Origin of the sequence: Phyllobacterium sp. 22552 (assembly GCF_052044585.1) — a bacterium.
In the GTDB taxonomy this organism is placed as follows: domain Bacteria; phylum Pseudomonadota; class Alphaproteobacteria; order Rhizobiales; family Rhizobiaceae; genus Phyllobacterium; species Phyllobacterium ifriqiyense.
Map to the genome: position 1 here is coordinate 52207 of NZ_JBQENG010000005.1, position 21986 is coordinate 74192.

The following is a 21986-nucleotide window of genomic DNA, read 5'->3' on the forward strand; positions in this document are numbered from 1 at the left end:
TAATCCCAAGACGACATAAATTACGGAGAATATAATGACCGATTTTTCTTACCAGCTCTACAGTTCCCGCGAGTTTCCGCCACTTGAAAAGACGTTGGAAATGTTGAAGCGCCTTGGGTATGCGCAGGTTGAAGGCTATGGTGGCGTCTATACCGACGTGGAGGCTACCAAGGCGGCGCTGGATGCAAATGGCCTCTCAATGCCAACAGGACATTTCAGCATTGATTTGCTTGAAAGCGATCCGCAACAGGTGATCGACATCGCTGAGACGCTTGGCATCAAAGCGATCTATTGTCCGTATCTGGCTGTAGAACAGCGACCTGTGGATGCTGCCGGCTGGTCGGCGTTCGGGCAGCGGCTTGAAGCCGCCCATAGTGTTTATAGCAAGGCTGGCTTTACCTTCGGTTGGCACAATCACGATTTCGAATTCGTGGCCCTTGCTGATGGCTCCATTCCCCAGAAGCTGATCTTTGATGCTGCGCCGAGCATAGGCTGGGAGGCAGATATCGCCTGGATCATACGTGGCGGCGGTGATCCCTTTGAATGGATCAAGAATTATGGCTCTCGCGTCGGTGCCGTGCATGTCAAGGACATCGCACCAGCCGGAGAAAATACGAGCGAGGATGGCTGGTCCGATGTCGGACACGGGACCGTTGACTGGAAAGCTTTGATAGCCGCGTTGAAGGCAACACCCGTCAAATATTTCGTGATGGAACACGACAAGCCGGCGGATGATGAGCGATTTGCCCGCCGGTCTATCGCCACTGTTAAAGCACTTTAAAGTTTAGGCACCAGGAAGAAAGACCAAGAAAATGGCCAAAACACTAGGCGTCGGCATTATCGGTTCGGGGAATATTTCTGCGGCCTATCTCAAATTGGCCCCCCTGTTCAAAGGCATCGAAATTCGCGCTGTTGCCGACATCAACGAAGCAGCAGCAACGGCCCGGGCTTCCGAATTTGGCGTCGAGGCACGGAGCATCGATGCATTGCTTGAAAGCGAAGATATTGATCTCGTCGTAAACCTGACCATTCCCGACGCGCATTTTGACGTATCCAAGCAAATATTGTCGGCAGGCAAGCATCTCTATTCAGAGAAACCTTTGACGCTTTCATTGAACGACGGATTGGAGCTTCAAAAACTTGCCGCCAGGAAAAACCTCAAAGCCGGGTGCGCTCCCGATACGTTTCTCGGCGGCGCGCATCAGCTTGCGCGTAAACTGGTGGATGACGGACAAGTGGGCACGATAACTTCCGGGACGGCCCATGTCATGAGTCATGGAATGGAGCATTGGCATCCAAACCCCGACTTTTTCTTCCGCCCGGGTGGCGGGCCGATTCTCGATCTGGGTCCATACTACATCGCCAACCTCATCAATCTTATAGGACCGGTACGTCGTGTTGCTGCACTCACGTCAATGGCCAGTCCGACGCGCACGATCTCAAGCGCACCGCGCGCTGGCGAAAAAATCGACGTAACAACACCGACGACAATTCAGGCATTGCTTGAATTCGAAAGCGGCGCATCCATTACCTTGTCGGCAAGCTGGGATGTTTGGGCGCATAACCACCCCAATATGGAACTTTATGGCACGGATGGGTCGTTGTTCCTCCCAGATCCGAACTTCTTCGGCGGCGAGGTAAAACTTGCAAAGCCGGGCAAGAAAGCCAAGGCGGTCAAGGCTTGGGCTCATCCTCTGGGTACGCCCAATCAGAAACACTCCCAAGGAATGATGGCGAATTATCGCACCGCAGGTCTTGCCGATATGGCCGTGGCAATCCTCGAAGACCGGGACATCCGCTGTTCGCTGGAGCGCGCACTGCATGGTGTCGACGTCATGGTTTCGATCCTCAGATCGGGTGAGGAAAAGAAATTTATCGATATCAAAACAAGCTGTTCGCGTCCTGAAGCATTGGGCATCAAGGAAGCCAAATCGCTGTTGAAAAAGCAATAAACCATCGCTCCCAAGCGATTGCGGTCATGGTCGGGCGCCACTATGTTGGTCGCCCGATCATGATTTTATGGATACAACGTGACTGTTACCAATACTGCCAGCATCCCCCGTCTTATCGCGGCCGAAATCAATGCGCGTCCTGATCAGGTAAATGCCGCGATAGAGCTGCTGGACGGCGGAGCTACGGTTCCTTTCATTGCACGCTATCGTAAGGAAGTGACCGGCGGACTTGACGATACACAGTTGCGTACCCTCGACGAGCGGTTGATCTACCTGCGCGAACTGGAAGCGCGTCGTGACACGATCATCAACGAAATCCAAAGTCAGGGAAAGCTTACACCGGAGCTGGAAGGCAAGATCACCGCAGCGATCACCAAAGCCGAACTGGAAGATATCTATCTGCCATATAAGCCCAAGCGGCGAACAAAGGCAGAGATTGCCCGCGAGAGAGGTCTTGGGCCTTTGGCGGAAGCCATCATATCTGATCGACGGACAATTCCGCTGGAAATCGCGAAGAACTTCCTCACCTCGGACGTTGCTGATGTTAAAGCCGCTCTTGATGGCGCACGCGATATTCTTGTCGAGAAGTTTTCCGAAAATGCCGACCTTATCGGTCGCTTGCGCAATTACATGAAAGATAGAGCAGTACTGCGTGCGAAGGTTGTGGACGGCAAGCAAGAGGCTGGCGCAAAGTTTTCTGACTACTTCAATCATTTCGAACGTTGGGCAACCACGCCCAGCCATCGCGCACTTGCCATGTTGCGCGGTCGCAATGAAGAGGTGCTTTCCCTCGATATCGAGATTGATGCCGATGATACGTCAGCAATCAAGCCCGTGGAGCGGATGATTGCCGAAGCCTATTCGATTTCAGGAAATGGTGCAGCAGACACATGGCTGATGGATGTCGTGCGCTGGACATGGCGCATCAGGCTTTCTCTCAACCTCTCCGTCGATCTGATGACGGCCTTGCGCGAGCGTTCCGAAGAAGAAGCAATTCGCGTATTTGCCCGAAACCTCAAGGATCTGCTGCTGGCAGCGCCGGCAGGGTCGCGGGCAACAATGGGTCTCGACCCTGGCATTCGCACGGGCGTAAAGGTTGCAGTCATTGATGGCACGGGGAAGCTTCTCGATACGGCGACCGTCTATCCGTTTCCGCCGCGCAATGATGTAAGAGGCACGCAAACCGAACTGGCGAGACTGGTCACGAAGCACAAGGTCGAACTCATCGCCATTGGCAATGGAACAGGCAGTCGCGAAACCGAAAAACTCGTCGCCGATATGCTCGGTGACATGCCTGCACCAAAGCCGTTGAAGGTCATTGTCAGCGAGGCTGGCGCTTCCGTTTATTCAGCCTCCGCCACCGCCGCTGCCGAGTTTCCCACGCTGGACGTTTCGTTACGCGGCGCCGTATCCATCGCCCGGCGCCTGCAAGATCCACTTGCCGAACTGGTCAAGATCGAGCCGAAATCCATTGGTGTTGGACAGTATCAACACGATGTTGACCAATATCGCCTCGCGCGGTCGCTCGAAGGCGTCGTCGAAGATGCCGTCAATGCTGTCGGTGTCGATCTCAATACCGCATCAGCATCATTGCTGGCGCGTATTTCCGGTTTGGGCGCGTCGCTCGCGGAAGCTATTATCGCTCACCGCGATCAAACCGGTCCGTTTAAAACCCGCCGCGAACTTCTAAAAGTTGCGCGGCTCGGACCCCGGGCTTTTGAGCAATGCGCGGGATTTTTGCGTATCAGCGACGGCAGCGAGCCGCTTGATGCATCTGCCGTTCATCCGGAAGCTTATGGAGTTGCAAAGAAAATCGTCAGCGCCTGCGGGAGGGATGTGCGCTCATTGATGAATGACAGTACCGCTTTGAAAGCGCTTGATCCGCGGGTCTTCGTTGATGAGCGCTTTGGTCTGCCCACCATTCGCGATATTATTGCTGAGCTGGAAAAACCCGGTCGCGATCCCCGACCGGAGTTCAAGACGGCTGCTTTTGCTGATGGCATTGACAACATCAAAGACTTGAAGCCCGGCATGTTGCTCGAAGGGACAGTGACCAACGTCGCCGCATTCGGCGCTTTTGTCGATATTGGCGTCCATCAGGACGGCCTCGTGCACCTTTCCCAATTGGCCGACAGGTTTGTCAAGGATGCCCACGAGATCGTCAAAGCGGGGGATGTTGTCAAAGTCCGCGTTGTCGATGTCGATCCCAAACGCAATCGCATCAGCCTGACGATGCGCAAAGATGGCGGCGGCAATGAAGGTCCCAGAAAGCCACATTCATCGGACAATGCTTCTCAGCTCCGCAAACCATCGCCCAAGCCGCAAATCCCTGCATCGCAGGGCGCTTTCGGTGCGGCATTGGCAGATGCTATGCGCAAAAAATAATCATCCCGGCTCCTGCTCCCTTTCCTTCGGCATTATGGATTGAAGCAATGTGTCGCGCGCGGACTTCAAATGCGCGCGGCACGCTTTGTTGACCCTGGATTGGTCTCGGGAGCGAAGAGCATCAATATAATCTAAATGTTCTTCAAGAGCGCGGGTGTTGCGCTGCTGCGCGTGCAATTTGTTCCACTGATAATGGTAGTGGAAAACAATCGCGATAATATCGTAGAAATCATCCACAAAGCGGTTGTGAGAAGCCGAATGGATCAACCTGTGAAAACGCTCATCGAGTTCGGAAAATTCGGTATACCGGCTATCAATTTCGCTTAGAAGCGTTCGGTGCTCAAGTTCCAGATCATCAAGTTTTCCTCGCGCCGGGTGATCATCTGGCAGCTTGGTAAATGCAACTGCCGACCTGAGCTCGAACACTTCACGAACTTCAAACAGCTCCAGCGCAAAGGCCCGCGTAAAGCCTTTCAATATCCAATGGCTGTTCTTGCGTTTTTCGATCAGCCCAAATCGACTGAAGCGTATAAGAAACTCGCGAACGCTCGATGTGCCTACCCCGATGTCACGTGCAAGCTCGAGTTCATTAATTTGCATGCCCGGCTGCGCGCCACCGGCAAGAATCCTTTTCATGAAACTACGTTCGATAATTTCGGAAAGGGAATCCGTTTGATCCTCGGGAAAGTAATCTTTGGGCCTGGGTTTACGCAGCACGGCCTTGCCCGGCTTTTCCATTTCAACCAGGCCGGACTCCGCCAGCTTTTTAAGGATAGCCCGCACGGTTGTTCGACTTATGCCCAGTCTCGCGCCAAGCTCGGATTCGGATGGCACAGTTTCCACATCGCGCAACAGATGAAGACATCTATTGTAGCCTTCCTTGAAAACCGTATTCTGTTTTGACATCCCGCCCCTCCCCGCTTGCCAAAACAAGCGTTCCCTAAATTATTTAGGCACAAGAACGATTGACTGCAAAGGTTTTTTGTCGATAAAAGACAATATAGACTTTGCGTGTCTGGGAGGAACGCTTGGAAATTCGTACAATAGGTGCAACGCCGCTGGCCTTAACCCAATTTGGATTTGGGGGCGCGGCGATAGGTGGCTTGTATAGAGAATGCCCCCGCGACGATGCCATTGCAGCACTGCAAACGGCATGGGATGCGGGTATGCGCTACTTCGATACCGCACCATTTTACGGCTTTGGTCTTTCGGAGCGCCGCACAGGTGATTTCCTGCGCTCGAAACCACGCGACAGCTATGTGCTTTCAACGAAAGTTGGACGTTTGCTCAGGCCAGCGCCCGACAACCAAATCCCGGACCATTCCTACGTCAATCCCCTGCCCTTCGCCGTCGACTATGATTATAGCTATGACGGTATCATGCGGTCTTTCGAGTTCAGCTTTGCCCGTCTTGGGCTGAACCGCATAGATATTCTCTATGTGCATGACATCGGCGCATATACCCACGGTCCTGAAAAGAATGCGGTCTATCAGAAGCAACTTCTGGATAGCGGCATGAGGGCATTGCAAGAGCTGAAATCGTCAGGCGCAATTTCCGCTTACGGCCTTGGGGTAAATGAGGTTGAGGTGTGCATGGATGTGATCGCACAAAGCGATATAGACTGCATCCTTTTGGCCGGACGCTACTCGCTTCTGGATCGTTCGGCGGAACGCGGATTGCTGGAAGAATGCCGCAAGAAGAAGATTTCCCTGGTCATTGGGGGCGTGTTCAATTCCGGCATATTGGCAACAGGGCCGGTGCCGGGAGCCAATTTTGATTATGGGCCAGCGTCGGAAGATATTTTGAGTCGTGTCCGGTCCATGGAGGCCGTTGCCAAATCTCATTCCATCCCGCTCGCTGCTGCCGCGATGCAATTTCCTCTGCGTGAGACTGTCGTTGCGAATGTTCTTATCGGAACCGCCAAAGCTGCTAGTCTGACCAGAAACATGGATCTTTTGAATGTGACGATACCCGAGGCATTTTTTGCTGAAGTGGAACAGTTCACAATCAAGTAGAATGGCTACAAAGCGGGGTTGAGTGCGCCACAGCCCTAACGACAATCAAACAAGAAAGGCGCTTGGAGAGGAACCTGAAATGATACTTTTTGGAAAAAGCATAAATCGTAGAACCATGCTTGGCGTAACCAGCGTTGCGATCATGGCGGGCATGATGGGTGTAGCACCTGTGCGGGCGCAGGACGTCACCATTCCTATCATCGTTAAAGACACGACGTCCTTTTATTGGCAGATCGTTCTGGCCGGAGCACGCAAAGCTGGCAAAGATCTCGGCGTTAAAGTTCCAGAACTCGGAGCGCAGGCTGAGTCGGATATTAACGGCCAGATATCCATTTTGGAGAATGCAGTTTCCGGCTCACCGGCAGCAATTGTGATTTCGCCAACAGAGTTTAAAGCACTTGGCAAGCCGATTGACGAGGCAGCAAAATCGGTAAAGATCATCGGGATCGACTCTGCTGCGGACTCCAAGGCTTTCACATCGTTCCTGACGACTGACAATGTTGAAGGTGGCCGTGTCGCTGCCGATGGTCTGGCTGCTGCAATCACTGAAAAATACGGCAAGGCAGAAGGCGATGTTGCAATCATCACCGCTCTTCCCGGCGTTGGTTCGCTGGATCAACGGGCCAAGGGCTTTAAAGAGCAATTGGCGGCAAAATATCCAGGGCTCAAGCTGGTAGCAGATAAGGTTGCAGATGGTCAGGCAACAACAGGCCTGAATATCACAACCGACCTGATCACCGCCAATCCTGAACTACGTGGAATTTTTGCATCCAACCTGATCATGGGTCAGGGCGCAGGCCAGGCGATTGCCGAAAACAAGGCCCAGGACAAGATCAAGGTCATCGCCTTTGACAGTGATGAAAAGCTGGTGAAATTCCTCAGCGATGGCGTGCTTTACGCTCTGGTAGTCCAGGATCCATTTCGCATGGGTTATGACGGCGTAAAAACTGCGCTCGCTGCTTCAAAGGGCGAGAAAGTCGAAGCCAATGTCGACACGGGTGCCAATCTGATCACCAAGGCGAACATGAGCGAGCCACGCGCGCAGGAGCTGCTGAATCCGAAGCTTGATTAATCGGAATTCTGCTCTCCAATCGAAGAGGCTGCCATGGAAACTCAGAACTTTGCATCACAGTCCGGCAACGGAACACATGCAACCGCTGCGATCATGGCGGCCGATTCACCTATCCTTGAACTTAAAGGGCTGGAAAAGCAGTATTTTGGTACGCATGCCCTGAAACCGACCGACCTAGCTTTTAAGGCCGGTGAAATACATGCCATTGTTGGCGAAAATGGCGCAGGCAAATCAACCCTCATAAAGCTTTTAACCGGCGTCATTCCGCGCACGGGCGGCGATGTTTACTGGCGCGGCGAACCCGTGGCATTGGGCACCCCTATCGAAGCTATCAAGCATGGCATTAATGCCGTGCACCAGGAAGTTGTTCTTTGTCCGCATCTCAGCGTTGCCGCCAATATTTTTCTGGGTGAAGAACATCTGCGTTTCGGGCTGCTTAGACATCGAAACATGGTGCGGGACGCACAGAAGATTCTTGACGATCTCGGCTTCGACCTTCCCGCACATGCCACGCTCAGTGATTTGACAATCGGCCAGCAGCAATTGATTGCAACGGCACGTGCGGCGACAAGAGGCGCGCGTTTTCTCATATTTGATGAGCCTACTGCCTATCTGACACGAAAAGAGGGTATGCAGCTTTTTGCCCTCATCCGGCGCATGCAGGCAAATGGCGTAACCATTGTTTATATCAGCCACCGGATGGAAGAAGTCTTTGAACTTGCCGACCGGGTGTCGGTATTACGGGACGGAACCTTGGTAGGTACGCGAGACATCGCCGACACTAATGAAAACGAACTGATTGCCATGATGATCAATCGCTCCATCGAGCAGATTTATCACAAGGATGGTTTCGAGTTCGGCAAACCCATCCTGGAAACCCGAAATCTCTCCGGCAAAGGCTTCGAAAATATATCGCTGACTGTTCGGGAAGGCGAAATTGTCGGTCTCTATGGATTGATCGGCGCGGGGCGCAGCGAGTTTGTCACCACTGTCTTTGGTCGGCATCCAAAGTCCTCCGGCTCAATTTTGTGGAAAGGCGAGGAGGTCGATATTCGCCGCGAGAAGGATGCGATCAAGCTCGGCATCGCGCTCGCCCCGGAAAGCCGCAGGGATCAGGGGCTTTGCCTGTCACTTCCTGTAAGCCTGAATCTCAACCTGCCGGTTTATCCGAAACTTAGCCGTGGCGGAATTATATCAAAGAGCAAGGAGTCAGCCCAGGCGGATCGCCAAATCGCCGACCTGCGCATCAAGACATCGACACGCAGTGCAAGTGCTGCAAGCCTTTCAGGCGGCAATCAGCAAAAGATCGTCATTGGCAAATGGCTTAATCACGGTGCAAAGCTCTTCATCTTTGACGAACCCACGGTCGGTGTCGATGTCGGCACCAAGGCTGAGATTTATCGCCTTTTCTCGGCGTTGCTATCGCAAGGAGCCGGGATCATCCTGATTTCTTCATATTTGCCGGAAGTCTATGAACTGGCTGATAAACTTCATGTTTTCCGGCGCGGCGAGATGGTTGCATCCCATCAATTCAAATCCGCCAGCCATGAAGATATTCTAACAAAAGCGCTTGGTTCGGCCCCGGCCAACCCAATTTTATCCGGAGAGTCCTGATCATGAGTGTTGATACCAAGGAACCAGTTATTTCACCCAAGAAGCGGTACAACATCCTCTTCGGGCTGACATTACTCGCTCTCCTGCTTGTTCTATGGCTCATCCTCGGCCTGTCAACCACGACCTTCTGGACGACAAACAACATTGCCAATTTGCTGCGCCAAGGCGCCATGATTGCGATCCTCGCAGTGGGTCAGACCTTTGTCATCATCACCGGCGGGATAGACCTATCTGTTGGCGCAATCGCGGGCTTTGCCAGCACAATTGTTGCATTGCTTCTGGCCAATGGATTTCCAATCTGGGCAGCCGTGCTCATTACCCTTGGCATTGGTCTTGGCATCGGGCTCTTCCATGGGTTCGGCATTGTAAAGATGGGGTTGCCACCCTTCATCATCACTCTGGCAACACTCACATCGCTTCGCGGAATCGGTCTTTTGATTACCAATGGTGCAACCATTTCCATCAATAATGACGAGTTCACAAACTTCTCGCGAAATGATTTTCTGGGAGTTCCAAACCTGTTTTGGATGGTTATCCTCGTGGGTATCCCTGCCTATATACTGCTTCAGCACACGCGTTGGGGCAGATATCTCTTTTCAGTTGGGTCAAACGCCGAAGCTTCCCGTCTCTCCGGCGTAAACGTCAATCGCACCATCTACCTTGCCTATACTCTGTCAGCCGTTTGCGCTTCCTTCGTCGGCATTCTGCTTGCTACGCGCATCGGAGTTGGCAACCCTACGCAGGCGGAAGGCTGGGAGCTGCAAGCCATTGCCTCATCCGTCATCGGCGGCACGAGTCTTTTTGGAGCTGTAGGATCTGTTCAAGGTCCATTGCTTGGAGCCTTCATCCTTGCCACCATTAACAACGGCGCCAATCTCCTCAACGTCAATTCGTTCTGGCAACGGGTTATCACAGGCGTACTGATCATAGTGATCGTCTATTTTGACCAGTTGCGCCGCCGGAGGAAATAAGTCGCTCTCTGCCACATTCCCATGCTCAAATGGAAAAACGGAAGCAGCAGGAGACGCTTATGCCCTACGAGCTATATTATTGGGACGGGTTACAAGGACGAGGTGAATTTATCCGGCTCGCGCTGGAGGACGCGGGAGCCGATTATATCGACATCGCGCGCGAGGATGGTCCCGAGCGGGGCATTGACGCGATGATGAAGGTGCTCAAAAGCAAGAGTGAACGCCACCTGCCCTTTGCGCCACCTTTTCTGAAAGATGGCGACCTGATCATATCGCATGTCGCGAATATCCTGTTTTATCTCGGGCCTAAACTCAACCTCGCCCCCAGCGATGAAAACCAGCGTATATTCGCAAATGGACTGCAGCTGACCATAACGGACTTTGTCGCGGAGGTGCATGATACGCACCATCCCATCGCCACAACGCAATATTATGAAGATCAGAAAGAGGCAGCCAAACTGCGCTCCAAAGACTTTATCGAACATCGCATGCCTAAATTCCTGGATTACTTCGATCGGGTTCTGCACCGGAATCCTGATGGCAAGACTCACACGATCGGCAAATCACTGAGCTATGTCGATATTTCCCTGTTCCAGATTTTCGAGGGACTTCGTTATGCTTTCCCCAGAGCCACGGCAAATCTGGCCAAAGATTATCCGGCTTTACAGGCTTTGCATGACACGGTCGGCAATCGGCCCAATATCAAGGCTTATCTCCGTTCGGAACGTCGCCTCGACTTCAATACATCCGGCATTTTCAGACATTACCCGGAGCTCGATCAGAGCGCATAAGGGCGCTATATTTATAATTGCCTTCCAATTTACGCTGGACTTGATCCGCTGAAGAGGCTCCACTGACTTCACTCAAATCATAGGAGGAAGTCATGGATACTCGTTTCATGAAGGCAGGAGTCTTTGTCACAGCGCTCGGGCTGGCTCTTGCACCTGTGACGCAGATTTATGCCGCATCGCCGGATCCTGTTGCAGCAGAACATGGAATGGTGGTCACAGCTCAGCACCTTGCATCCGAAGTCGGCGTCGAAGTCCTCAAGAGCGGCGGAAACGCTGTCGATGCCGCAGTCGCAGTCGGGTATGCTCTGGCTGTGGTTTATCCAACGGCCGGTAATATTGGCGGCGGTGGCTTTATGACGATCCGTCTGAAGGATGGGAAGACCACTTTCCTCGACTTCCGTGAACGGGCTCCGCTTGCAGCAACCAAGACCATGTATCTCGACGATCAGGGCAACATCGTCAAAGGTCGAAGCACAAATGGCTATCTGGCTGTGGGCGTGCCCGGATCTGTCGCCGGCTTTGAAATGGCCCGGGAGAAATATGGTACGAAATCGCGCGAGGAACTTATCGGGCCAGCTATACGCTTTGCTCGCGATGGCTTTGTGCTCGACCAAGGTGACATCGCATCGCTACAAAATGGCACCAAGAAACTATCCACCGATCCGGCCGCGGCTGCAATATTCCTGAAGGCGGACGCGAAGCCTTATGCGATCGGCGAAACATTGGTTCAAGCTGATTTAGCCGCAACGCTTGCAGCGATTTCCGATAAAGGCTCCGATGCATTCTACAAAGGTCCCATTGCAGATGCCATTGTCAAAGCGAGCGGGGCCGGTGGCGGCGTTTTGGCCAAGGCCGATTTTGAACAGTACAAGGTTCGCGAGCTTGAACCTGTGAAATGCAATTATCGCGGTTATGATATTGTCTCTTCGCCGCCGCCGAGTTCAGGTGGTGTCATCATCTGCGAGATACTGAATATCCTTGAAAACTACCCTCTTGGATATCTGGGTTACGGTTCCGCCGAAACGGTTCATGCCATGATAGAAGCAATGCGCTACGCCTATGTGGATCGCAACGCATCGCTTGGCGACCCTGATTTCGTTGATAATCCCGTCTCCAAACTTTTGGATAAAAAATACGCCAAAGATATCCGTGACAAGATCAGCCCCTATAAAGCCGGCGTGTCGAAAGAGCTGACACCAAAGGGATTCGGCGAAAGTACAGAGACGACGCATTATTCGATTGTCGATGATGAGGGCAACGCCGTTGCCGTGACTTATACCCTGAACGGTTCATTCGGCGCAGGTGTTGTTGCTGCTGGCACTGGCATATTGCTTAACAATGAAATGGACGATTTCACCTCTAAGCCCGGCGTTCCAAATCTTTACGGGTTGGTGCAGGGCGAAGCCAATGCGATTCAACCGAAGAAGACGCCTCTTTCTTCAATGAGTCCGACAATCATCTCCAAGGATGGCAAGCCCTTTATGGTCATTGGCAGTCCCGGCGGCGCGCGCATTATCACTATTACGCTCGAAGCGATCATCAATGTGATTGATCACGGGATGGACATACAAGAGGCAATAGATGCGCCGCGCATTCATCACCAGTGGTTGCCTGACCGGGTCTATATGGAGCCTTACGCGCTTTCCGGCGATACGATGAAAATTCTGACGGAAATGGGTCATAATGTCGGAATCGATCAGGACTGGACCATTTGGGGACAGGCTGCAGGCATTCTTGTCGGCGGCAAGAGCCTTGGTGAAATTACCAAGGGCAGTGGCGCCCGATATAATGGGGCCATGGACAGCCGTTCCGGTTCCGGTTCAGCGCGCGGCTACTAGAGCCCAAATCCAGCCAACCTTCCCCGCAGCTCGCGGATGGTTTGAGCATCGGCATTGGCGAAGGCAAACCGCAGAAATGGGGTTTGCCTTTCGCCAAAATACTCACCTGGAATGGCGAGGATTCCAGCACGTTTTGCCAATTGTTCTGCCACCATCTCTGACGCCATGCCATCGAATGGGTGCCTGACAAATGCGAAATAGGCGCCTATCGATTCCAGCGCCCATCCGTCCAGCTCGGCCATCACGTCGCGAAGAGCTTTTGCCCGCACTTCAATTTCCAGACGGTTTCCTGCGCGCCATTCCGTCAATGCAGGCAAGGCGCGAGCGAGAGCAGCTTGTGGGGCTCGGGGCGGACATATCTGTAAATTATCCATGATTTTGGCAATTTGCTCGACCACTGCCCCACCTGCCACTATTGCGCCCAGCCTATGTCCGGGGATGCAAAAGGATTTGGAAAAACTGTAGAGCTCGATCAGATTTTCCTGCCAATCTGCTGTAGCAAACAAGCCATGCGGGGCACCGGCGCCATCTGGCAAAAAATCCCGATAGGTCTCGTCAAGAATGAGCCAAATGCCAGCGTCCCTGCAAAAATCAAAGATCACCTGCAGCCTGTCGGCAGGATAAATCGCTCCCGTCGGATTGTTCGGCGTTACAAGAGCAAGTGCACGAACATCCGGCGTCATCGCCATCTTGATGTCGTCGATAGTGGGAACAAAACCCTCCGACGCAGTGCAATTCACTTTGCCTGTTTTGATGCCAAGCATCGCCAAAGTCGTCTCGTGATTGAAATAAAATGGATCGGTCACAAGAATGGTATGGCCTGCAGAAGCGGCAACCATGGAAGCACAGACAAAGGCCTGATTGCAGCCCGATGTGATATGAATATTGTCGGCACTGATTTTTGCGTCATAGATCTCGGACACATGAGTGGCATAGGCTTCGCGTAATATTGTTTCGCCCTCGATGGGACCGTAATTGGTGTAAGCCAATGAGGATGCGGCTTCGCCAAGCCATTGCAGCATCTTCTCATGCGCCGGATAGCCCGGGACAGCTTGCGATAAATCAATCAGCGAACCCTGGCTGCCATCATAGGACTTTCCCCAGGCTTGAACTGCCGGTATCGGCGGCGGCGATAGGCGGGTTACAAGGGTATTGAGCATTGCAGCAGTCATCATTCGTTCCTGTATCGCTTCTTCCACGTCCAGCAAGTTCTTAATAGCCAATCGGATTGAAGTCATCTGTGACCATTTCGCATGACCTGTTCACAGAATGATGATTGATTTCCCTGCCACTTTAGGGTGTGCTGACCATTCTGCAACGACATGAACATTTCGGGAAGCCAGCATTATGCCATCGTGGGATGAAAACAAACTGAGCGAGTTGCGCGCCAAATATGGCGAGAGCCATGGCGGTGAGTTGTTTGATGAACGATTCCGGAAAGTAGCTGACAAAATATTTTCCAAGAGCGGCACTCGCCTTGCACCCTATGCGGGTATACCGACATTTCTCACGGCACCTTATATGCCGGTTGACGCCGTTAATCCTGACTTTGGCAATCTCCAGGTAGCCATTGTCGGCGTGCCGATGGACCTTGGCGTAACCAATCGTCCTGGTTCGCGTTTCGGCCCGCGTGCTGTTCGCACGATCGAGCGTATTGGCCCATATAATCACGTTCTGGAATGCGCACCGGTGTTCGACCTTCGCGTCGCCGATATTGGCGATGTGCCATTTGCCAGCCGTTACAGGTTGGAGCAAAGCCATGATGATATTGAACGGCGCTTCAACCAGATTGTTGATGCCGGTGTCCTGCCGCTGGCTGTCGGCGGCGATCATTCGATCAGCCACCCTATCCTGAAAGCCGTCGGCAAGAATGGCCCTGTCGGGATGATCCATATCGATGCGCATTGTGATACGGGTGGCGCGTTCGACCAGACCAAATTCCATCATGGCGGTCCATTCCGCAATGCGGTTCTGGATGGGGTCCTTGACCCAACAAGAACAATCCAGATCGGCATTCGTGGCTCTGCCGAGTATTTGTGGGAGTTTTCCTATGAGTCCGGCATGACCGTCATTCATGCGGAAGAAGTCACCGGACTGGGCATCCCGGCAATCATCGAAAAGGCCAGGGCCATAATCGGCGATGGCCCGACCTATCTGTCATTCGATATTGATAGTCTTGATCCAAGTTTTGCGCCGGGCACCGGGACGCCGGAAGTTGGTGGTTTGACGACTCGGGAAGTGCTCGAACTCATTCGAGGGTTTAAAGGCATTAATCTCGTGGGAGGCGATGTGGTTGAGGTCGCTCCGCAATATGACGCTACCACCAACACTGCACATGCGGGCGCACAAGTGCTGTTCGAAATCCTGAGTCTGATGGTTTTCAGTCCATTTGTGCAAAAGCAAAACAAGTAAGAGACAATGATGAGTGAAACTATTGAGACCGACGTCCTTGTAATCGGCGCAGGCATTGCTGGCGCTGGTGTCGCGGCCGCCTTGGCTGACACGCACAGTGTTGTTGTCGTAGAGCGCGAAAGTCAGGCCGGATATCATTCTACCGGACGGTCGGCGGCAATCTTCATTCCAAATTATGGCAATGAAGTCATTCGTGGGCTAAACCGAGCCAGTGCACCGATGTTTCACCATCGAGACACGGGCCTTTTTCCCGAACCATTGCTGACAGCGCGGGGATCATTGACGGTCGCCGATGAAGATGGCGTCGCGACATGCGAAGAATTTGTCCGAGACGGCATTGGCGTAGAAGCTATTTCTGTCGACAAAGCGCTTTCTCTGGTACCCATCCTCAGTCGCGACTACGTCAAAGCCGCCGCTTATCAAGAGGATGCACAAGATATCGACGTCAACGCTCTTCATCAGGGCTGGTTGCGCAAGGCATCGGCGCTGGGCGTCCGACTTTTTACCAATACCGAAGTCACCAGCGCCAATCGCGTTGCCGGTGGCTGGATCGTCAATGCATCCGACAAGGTTTTCAGCGCCCGGATCATTATCAACGCCGCTGGTGCCTGGGCAGATCTGACAGCCTCAATATTTGGCGCCAAGCCTCTTGGGCTAACGCCGCTGCGCCGCTCGATTGCAGTTCTACCAGCGCCCGATGGTCACGACACCCGCAATTGGCCGCTTGTCGATGATGTCAACGAAGCCTGGTATCTGAAGCCCGATGGCGGACGCATGTTTGTCTCGCCCGCCGACGAAATTCCCGTCGAGCCGCATGATGCCTATGTTGACGATATGATCCTCGCCGAAGGTCTCTATCGCTTCGAGCAGGCTGTCACCGTTCCAGTCAATCGGGTCGAGCGTAGCTGGGCAGGCCTACGCACCTTTGCGCCGGACAGGACTCCTGTCGCGGGTTTTGATGATACGGTGGATGACTTCTTTTGGCTTGCAGGACAAGGCGGTTACGGTATCCAGACTTCGCCTGCCTTGTCGGCGCTTGCAGCAGCTTTGATCCGGGGACGTGCTCCCGACGCCAATGTGGAACCCCTGCTTTCACGCCTGTCGCCGGCTCGTTTTACGAGCCATCCATAAGCGGCTGACCGGCAAAATCGGCGGCTTGGCTTTCGAGTTCAGATTTAATGAAATTGCTCAACACTCTGATGCGCGGCGTACCTACAATATCCTCATGACAAATGAGCCAATAGTCGCGATTGAGGTGCAATTCCTTGGGAAGGACCGGAACGAGTTCGGGATAGTTGCAAGCAATGTAATAAGGCAAAATACACAAGCCAAAACCGGTGCGCGCCGCGCTAAGCTGGGCGAAAATGCTAGAGCTTTGATAGGATGCACGCAAACCCGGAAGTATCTCGCGCATATAATCGAGACCGGGCGTAAATATCATGTCCTCAATATAACCGATAAATCGGTGTTCTGAGAGATCCGCCTGTCGTTTGATTGTTGCGTGCCGCGCCAGGTAGTCTGCCGAACCGTAGACGAACAATCGATATGGCATCAGCTTTTCTTGATGATAGCGTCCTGTCCGGCTGGCGTTGAGCGTTATTGATAGGTCCGCTTCACGCCGCGACAAGGATACGATCTGCTGGATTGTCACCATTTCCACGGATAGCCCCGGGTATGATTGTGTCATCAGCGGCAAACGGTCTGCCAGAAAGAAATTGGCGAACCCCTCAAGGATGCTCAGCCGGACCACACCGCTAAGTGATACAGTTCCTCCCGATGCTTCATTCTGAAAACGCTCTGCTTCGCGCTCCATGACCTCCGCAGATTCAATCAGTTTTTCCCCAAGCGCGGTAACAATATAGCCGCGCGGATTTCGCTCAAACAGGCGGGCCGACAGCGCCTCTTCCAATCGCTCGATCCGGCGCGAAACGGTCACGTGATTTGTCCGCAGACGCCGCGCTGCTGTGGTCAATTGGCCGGTGCGGGCGACAGCCAGAAAATACTGGAGATCATCCCATGTGAACTGTCGCATTTGTGTGCAAAGCCTTCATGTACATTTTTGTACGGAATATGTGCAAAATTAGATGTTTGTGTACTTATTTGTCAATGCTAGACTTTTTTCAACAACATGGTTGCCGGTCGGGAGAAACGGCGCAATCATGGGAAGAAGAATGTTCAGCAAGAATGGGCTGGATCGAGGGAGGGAACTACCAAGCGAAGGCGAGCTAATCGCTGGTTCGCGATCAGCACATGACAATTATATCCAGTTCACCAATGGCGGTCATCATTTGATGCCCAGCCAGACAATTAATCTTTGGGAGGAGAGAAGAATGAAGCTTTTAACCGTCGTAACCGCTGCTTTGATGGCAGCTACAGTGATTCCGGCAGCCAGCGCCGAAATTTCCGATGGCAAGGTCAAGATCGGCATTCTGAATGATCAGTCCGGCGTCTATGCGGATTTCGGCGGCAAATGGTCGTTTGAAGCTGCGAAGATGGCGGCTGAAGATTTTGGTGGCAAGGTTCTTGATGCACCAATTGAGATCATTTCAGCGGATCACCAGAACAAAGCCGATATTGCTTCTAATATTGCCCGCCAGTGGTACGATACAGAGCAGGTCGATTCCATTATGGAATTGACAACCTCCTCGGTGGCTCTCGCCGTTCAGGGCATCTCCAAAGAGAAAAAGAAGATCGATCTGGTTACCGGTGCTGCAACTGCAGAACTGACAGGCAAGCAATGCTCACCTTACGGCTTCCACTGGGCTTATGATACGCACGCGCTGGCCGTTGGCACTGGCGGCGCGCTCGTGGGCGCTGGCGGTGATAGCTGGTTTTTCCTGACAGCTGACTATGCATTCGGCTATTCGCTGGAAGAACAGACGAGCAAATATGTTACCTCCAAGGGCGGCAAGGTCGTGGGTTCGGTCCGCCATCCTTTGGCAACCAGTGATTATTCCTCATTCCTTCTCCAGGCGCAGTCCTCGGGCGCAAAAGTCATCGGCCTCGCAAATGCCGGTCTTGATACTGCCAATGCCATCAAGCAAGCTGCTGAATTCGGCATTGTTGCAGGCGGCCAGCGCCTCGCAGCCCTGCTGTTTACACTGGCGGAAGTTCACGGTCTCGGCCTCGAAGCGGCGCAGGGCCTGACCCTGACCGAAAGCTTCTATTGGGATCGTGATGATGAATCGCGTGCTTTCGGCAAGAAGTTCTTCGACCGCACCGGCCGCATGCCCAATATGATTCACGCCGCCACCTATTCCGGCGTAACGCAATATCTCAAGGCCATCCAGAAGGCAGGGACGGACGATACGGAAAAAGTCGCTGCCGCGATGCATGAAATGCCGGTCGATGACGTATTCGGACGGGGCGCGAAGGTCGGCGCGAATGGCCGCCTGATCAGCGATGTGTATTTGATGGAAGTCAAGAAGCCGGACGAAAGCAAGGCACCTTGGGATTATTACAAGGTTCTGGCCACGGTACCAGGCGACGAAGCCTATATCAAACCAGCCGAAAGCGGCTGCAATCTGGTCAAGTAGCAAGCATGACCAGTTCTGCCGCAACTGCGTTCGGGGGAGGACAATCCTCTCCCGGCACACCCGATAATCAGACGTCACGGGTGGTTCTTTCCGCCCGTGGCCTGCGCCGTGATTTCGGTGGATTTATTGCTGTCAACAATGTTGACCTTGATGTCCATCATGCCAAAGTCCATGCCTTGATCGGACCAAACGGAGCTGGCAAAACCACGGTCTTCAATCTTTTGACAAAGTTTTTGCAGCCCTCGAGCGGCACCATCATGCTGCTTGATCATGATATAACGAAAACCGATCCGGCACGTGTGGCGCGCATGGGATTGGTGCGTTCTTTTCAGATATCGGCCGTCTTTCCGCATCTGACCGTATTGGATAATGTTCGTGTCGCATTGCAGCGGCCAGGACATCTATCGACGCAATTCTGGCTTCCGATGAGCGCCCTGAACAAATTGAACGAGCGCGCCAACGAACTTATCGATGCGGTTGGTTTGACAGATGCGCGCAACAGGCTTGCGGCAGATCTTTCCTATGGCCGTAAACGAGTTCTTGAAATCGCAACGACACTAGCGCTTGACCCGAAAGTGCTGCTGCTTGATGAGCCAATGGCGGGCATGGGCCATGAGGATGTGCACATCGTTTCCGATATTATTCGCGAGGTCGCCAAGGACCGCGCCATTCTTATGGTTGAGCATAATTTGAAAGTCGTCGCGGATCTTTGCGATCAGGTCACCGTGCTTCAGCGCGGCGAAATACTGACTTCAGGCGATTACAAGACTGTCAGCCAGGATGAGCGCGTGCGCGTTGCCTATATGGGGACCGAGCATGACTGACAAAAAACCTCTTCTCACAGTCCGCAATCTTCATGCCTGGTACGGTGAAGGTCATGCGTTGCATGGCATTGATCTCGATATTCATCAGGGCGAGACCGTAACCCTGCTGGGACGCAACGGCGTTGGCAAAACGACGACCTTGCGTTCAATCATGGGCATCATACGCAAGCGCACGGGCACGATTACTTTCGACGGCAAGGACATGATGCGCGTGCCGCTTCATCGCGCAGCGCATGCCGGTATTGGTTTTGTGCCGGAAGAACGCGGCATCTTCGCAACGCTATCGGTTGACGAGAATTTGAGTCTTCCGCCCGTCGTTGCCAATGGCGGGATGTCGATCGAAGAGATTTACGATCTCTTTCCAAACCTTAAAGAGCGCCGCAACAGCCCCGGCACCAAGCTTTCCGGCGGCGAACAGCAGATGCTGGCAATAGCGCGCATTCTGCGCACCGGTGTAAAACTGATCTTGCTTGACGAACCAACCGAAGGCCTCGCGCCCGTCATCATTCAACGCATAGGCGAGGTGCTCGTTACCTTGAAGCAGAGGGGAATGACAGTTTTGCTCGTTGAGCAGAACTTCCGTTTTGCCAGCAAGGTAGCTGATCGTTTTTACGTTGTTGATCACGGAAAGATCATCGACAATTTTCCGGTTCAGGAATTACCGGATCGCATGACCATGCTCAACGAAGCATTGGGAGTTTGAAATGACAATGATCTTTGGGGTACCCCTTCAGGCTTTTCTCGGGCAATTGTTGATCGGCCTCATCAACGGCTCCTTCTATGCAATGCTCAGCCTTGGACTGGCGATCATTTTCGGCCTCCTGCGCGTCATCAATTTTGCTCATGGCGCGCAATATATGATCGGCGCATTCGTTGGTTACCTGCTTCTTGCAGAACTCGGCATTGGTTATTGGCCAGCTTTGATACTGGCTCCCATTATTGTCGGGTTCGCTGGTGCATTCATCGAGCGCGTCGCACTCTCGCGTCTTTATAATCTCGACCACCTCTATGGCTTGCTGTTCACCTTCGGCCTCGCGCTCGTTCTGGAAGGCATGTTCCGCTATTATTATGGCGCAGCAGGTCAGCCCTATGCCGTTCCAAGCGCTCTGACAGGTGGTTATAATCTCGGCTTCATGTTCCTGCCGAAATATCGTGGCTTTGTGGTGCTGGCATCCTTGGTTGTTTGCCTTGGAACGTGGCTGCTCATTGAGAAGACCCGACTGGGCTCACAGCTGCGGGCGGCGACAGAAAATCCAACGCTGGTCCGCGCATTCGGTATCAATGTTCCTTTGCTGCTCACCTTTACCTATGGCCTTGGCGCTGGGCTTGCCGGTCTTGCCGGAATATTGGCGGCACCAATCTATCAGGTCAGTCCGCTCATGGGATCAAACCTGATCATCATCGTGTTCGCGGTTGTTGTCGTTGGCGGCATGGGCTCCATATTGGGCGCCATCATAACCGGCTATATGCTCGGCATATTGGAGGGGCTGACAAAGGTCTTCTACCCGGAAGCCTCCAACATCGTCATCTTCGTGATCATGGCAATCGTGCTGCTTGTGCGTCCCGCAGGTCTTTTCGGAAAGGATGCGTGACATGACACAATCCGCCCTCACCGCACCAAGACAAAAAAATCTGTCGTTGGAAGTTACGCTGATCGTTGCAGGCATTGCGCTTCTCGTGCTTGCGCCCTTCTTTTTCTATCCAGTTTTCCTGATGAAGGTGCTGTGCTTTGCTCTGTTTGCATGCGCTTTTAATCTCCTTCTTGGCTATACCGGCATTCTTTCGTTCGGCCACGCCGCCTTCTTTGGCGGCGCTGCCTATTTCACTGCCCATTCGGTGAAGGAGTGGGGATTTTCGCCCGAACTGGGTATTCTCGTTGGCGTTGCAGGGGCTGCGTTTCTAGGTTTGATTATCGGCTTTTTCGCCATCAGGCGTCAGGGCATCTACTCCACGATGATCACCCTCGCCCTCTCGCAGATGTTCTTCTTCTTCTGTCTGCAGGCATCATTTACACACGGCGAAGACGGCATTCAGGGCGTGCCGCGCGGCCATCTGTTCGGCTTCATCGATTTGAACCAGTCGCTGAATATGTATTTCTTCGTGCTTGCCGTCTTTTTATTGGGCATGTTCATCATCTGGCGCATCATCAATTCACCATTCGGCATGATCCTCAAATCAGTCCGGGAGAATGAGCCTCGCGCCATCTCGCTTGGTTATTCTGTCGCTCGATATAAATTGGCAGCTTTTGTCATGTCAGCGGCGCTCACGGGGCTGGCAGGCGGCATCAAGGCGATTGTTTTTCAGTTCGCAACACTGACCGATGTCAGCTGGCAAATGTCGGGTGAAGTGGTGCTCATGACCCTGCTTGGTGGGATAGGTACTTTGGTCGGCCCGGTATTTGGTGCTGCCCTCATCTCGGCGCTTGAGAACTATCTGGCAACTTCCGAATTCCCAGTCACCGTAATCACCGGCATCATCTTCATGATATGTGTCCTCGTGTTCCGCCGCGGGATTATCGGTGAGCTGTATGCTTCGCGTTTCGGCAAAAGGCTGGAAGGCAAGTCGGAAAACTGATC

At 53.1% G+C, this 21986-nt stretch carries 19 protein-coding genes; 16 read left to right on the forward strand and 3 right to left on the reverse strand.

Features of this window, described 5'->3' with window-relative positions; all coding sequences use genetic code 11:
* Positions 1–34 precede the first annotated feature (34 nt).
* The 3 genes from ACTJI9_RS13270 (at position 35) to ACTJI9_RS13280 (ending at position 4337) form a co-directional block, all read left to right on the forward strand.
* On the forward strand, positions 35–781 hold the full coding sequence (locus ACTJI9_RS13270; RefSeq protein WP_440808548.1) for a sugar phosphate isomerase/epimerase family protein: 747 nt from the start codon (positions 35–37) through the stop codon (positions 779–781).
* Positions 782–812: 31 nt separating this feature from the next.
* A complete protein-coding gene (locus ACTJI9_RS13275; protein ID WP_336442164.1) occupies positions 813–1952 on the forward strand; it encodes a Gfo/Idh/MocA family protein in 1140 nt (379 codons plus the stop codon).
* Positions 1953–2030: 78 nt separating this feature from the next.
* Positions 2031–4337, forward strand: a complete 2307-nt coding sequence (locus ACTJI9_RS13280) for a Tex family protein (protein ID WP_440808550.1) — start codon at positions 2031–2033, stop codon at positions 4335–4337.
* On the opposite strand, the gene ACTJI9_RS13285 is transcribed toward ACTJI9_RS13280, so the two are convergent.
* Positions 4338–5243 (reverse strand): GntR family transcriptional regulator, encoded by a 906-nt coding sequence (locus ACTJI9_RS13285; RefSeq protein WP_336442162.1) that lies wholly within the window; start codon positions 5241–5243, stop codon positions 4338–4340.
* 122 nt (positions 5244–5365) lie between these two features.
* Between ACTJI9_RS13285 and ACTJI9_RS13290 the strand changes: the two genes are divergently transcribed.
* The 6 genes from ACTJI9_RS13290 (at position 5366) to ggt (ending at position 12638) form a co-directional block, all read left to right on the forward strand.
* A complete protein-coding gene (locus tag ACTJI9_RS13290) occupies positions 5366–6352 on the forward strand; it encodes an aldo/keto reductase (protein ID WP_440808552.1) in 987 nt (328 codons plus the stop codon).
* 115 nt (positions 6353–6467) lie between these two features.
* Positions 6468–7424 carry an ABC transporter substrate-binding protein gene (locus tag ACTJI9_RS13295; RefSeq protein WP_336442201.1) on the forward strand — a complete coding sequence of 319 codons (957 nt, stop codon included), beginning with the start codon at positions 6468–6470 and terminating at the stop codon, positions 7422–7424.
* A gap of 93 nt (positions 7425–7517) precedes the next feature.
* Entirely contained in the window at positions 7518–9038 is a 1521-nt protein-coding gene (locus ACTJI9_RS13300) for a sugar ABC transporter ATP-binding protein (protein ID WP_440808887.1), read from the forward strand.
* Between the two features lie 2 nt (positions 9039–9040).
* Complete coding sequence (locus ACTJI9_RS13305) at positions 9041–10009, forward strand: ABC transporter permease (RefSeq protein ID WP_115053385.1); 969 nt, start codon at positions 9041–9043, stop codon at positions 10007–10009.
* A 59-nt stretch (positions 10010–10068) separates the two neighbouring features.
* Positions 10069–10800 carry a glutathione S-transferase gene (locus ACTJI9_RS13310; protein ID WP_440808554.1) on the forward strand — a complete coding sequence of 244 codons (732 nt, stop codon included), beginning with the start codon at positions 10069–10071 and terminating at the stop codon, positions 10798–10800.
* Between the two features lie 107 nt (positions 10801–10907).
* Positions 10908–12638 carry a gamma-glutamyltransferase gene (gene ggt / locus ACTJI9_RS13315; protein WP_440808889.1) on the forward strand — a complete coding sequence of 577 codons (1731 nt, stop codon included), beginning with the start codon at positions 10908–10910 and terminating at the stop codon, positions 12636–12638.
* On the opposite strand, the gene ACTJI9_RS13320 is transcribed toward ggt, so the two are convergent.
* A complete protein-coding gene (locus ACTJI9_RS13320) occupies positions 12635–13810 on the reverse strand; it encodes an aminotransferase (RefSeq protein ID WP_440808892.1) in 1176 nt (391 codons plus the stop codon). The genes ggt and ACTJI9_RS13320 overlap by 4 nt on opposite strands.
* Positions 13811–13985: 175 nt before the next feature.
* Between ACTJI9_RS13320 and speB the strand changes: the two genes are divergently transcribed.
* A complete protein-coding gene (gene speB, locus ACTJI9_RS13325) occupies positions 13986–15050 on the forward strand; it encodes an agmatinase (protein WP_440808556.1) in 1065 nt (354 codons plus the stop codon).
* Between the two features lie 9 nt (positions 15051–15059).
* The gene (locus ACTJI9_RS13330; protein WP_440808558.1) at positions 15060–16181 is read left to right on the forward strand and encodes an NAD(P)/FAD-dependent oxidoreductase; all 1122 of its coding nucleotides are present in this window, start codon (positions 15060–15062) and stop codon (positions 16179–16181) included.
* On the opposite strand, the gene ACTJI9_RS13335 is transcribed toward ACTJI9_RS13330, so the two are convergent.
* On the reverse strand, positions 16165–17082 hold the full coding sequence (locus ACTJI9_RS13335) for a LysR family transcriptional regulator (RefSeq protein ID WP_115053382.1): 918 nt from the start codon (positions 17080–17082) through the stop codon (positions 16165–16167). The two genes, ACTJI9_RS13330 and ACTJI9_RS13335, sit on opposite strands and share 17 nt — an antisense overlap.
* Positions 17083–17380: 298 nt before the next feature.
* Between ACTJI9_RS13335 and ACTJI9_RS13340 the strand changes: the two genes are divergently transcribed.
* Genes ACTJI9_RS13340 through ACTJI9_RS13360 form a run of 5 tightly spaced genes read left to right on the forward strand, consistent with a single transcriptional unit; the run spans position 17381 to position 21984 of the window.
* A complete protein-coding gene (locus tag ACTJI9_RS13340; RefSeq protein WP_115053809.1) occupies positions 17381–18586 on the forward strand; it encodes an ABC transporter substrate-binding protein in 1206 nt (401 codons plus the stop codon).
* Positions 18587–18591: 5 nt separating this feature from the next.
* Entirely contained in the window at positions 18592–19410 is an 819-nt protein-coding gene (locus ACTJI9_RS13345) for an ABC transporter ATP-binding protein (RefSeq protein ID WP_307275531.1), read from the forward strand.
* Complete coding sequence (locus ACTJI9_RS13350; RefSeq protein ID WP_115053380.1) at positions 19403–20113, forward strand: ABC transporter ATP-binding protein; 711 nt, start codon at positions 19403–19405, stop codon at positions 20111–20113. Before ACTJI9_RS13345 ends, ACTJI9_RS13350 begins: the two co-directional genes overlap by 8 nt.
* A gap of 1 nt (position 20114) precedes the next feature.
* The gene (locus ACTJI9_RS13355; RefSeq protein WP_115053379.1) at positions 20115–21002 is read left to right on the forward strand and encodes a branched-chain amino acid ABC transporter permease; all 888 of its coding nucleotides are present in this window, start codon (positions 20115–20117) and stop codon (positions 21000–21002) included.
* Between the two features lies 1 nt (position 21003).
* Complete coding sequence (locus ACTJI9_RS13360) at positions 21004–21984, forward strand: branched-chain amino acid ABC transporter permease (RefSeq protein WP_115053378.1); 981 nt, start codon at positions 21004–21006, stop codon at positions 21982–21984.
* Positions 21985–21986: the final 2 nt, after the last annotated feature.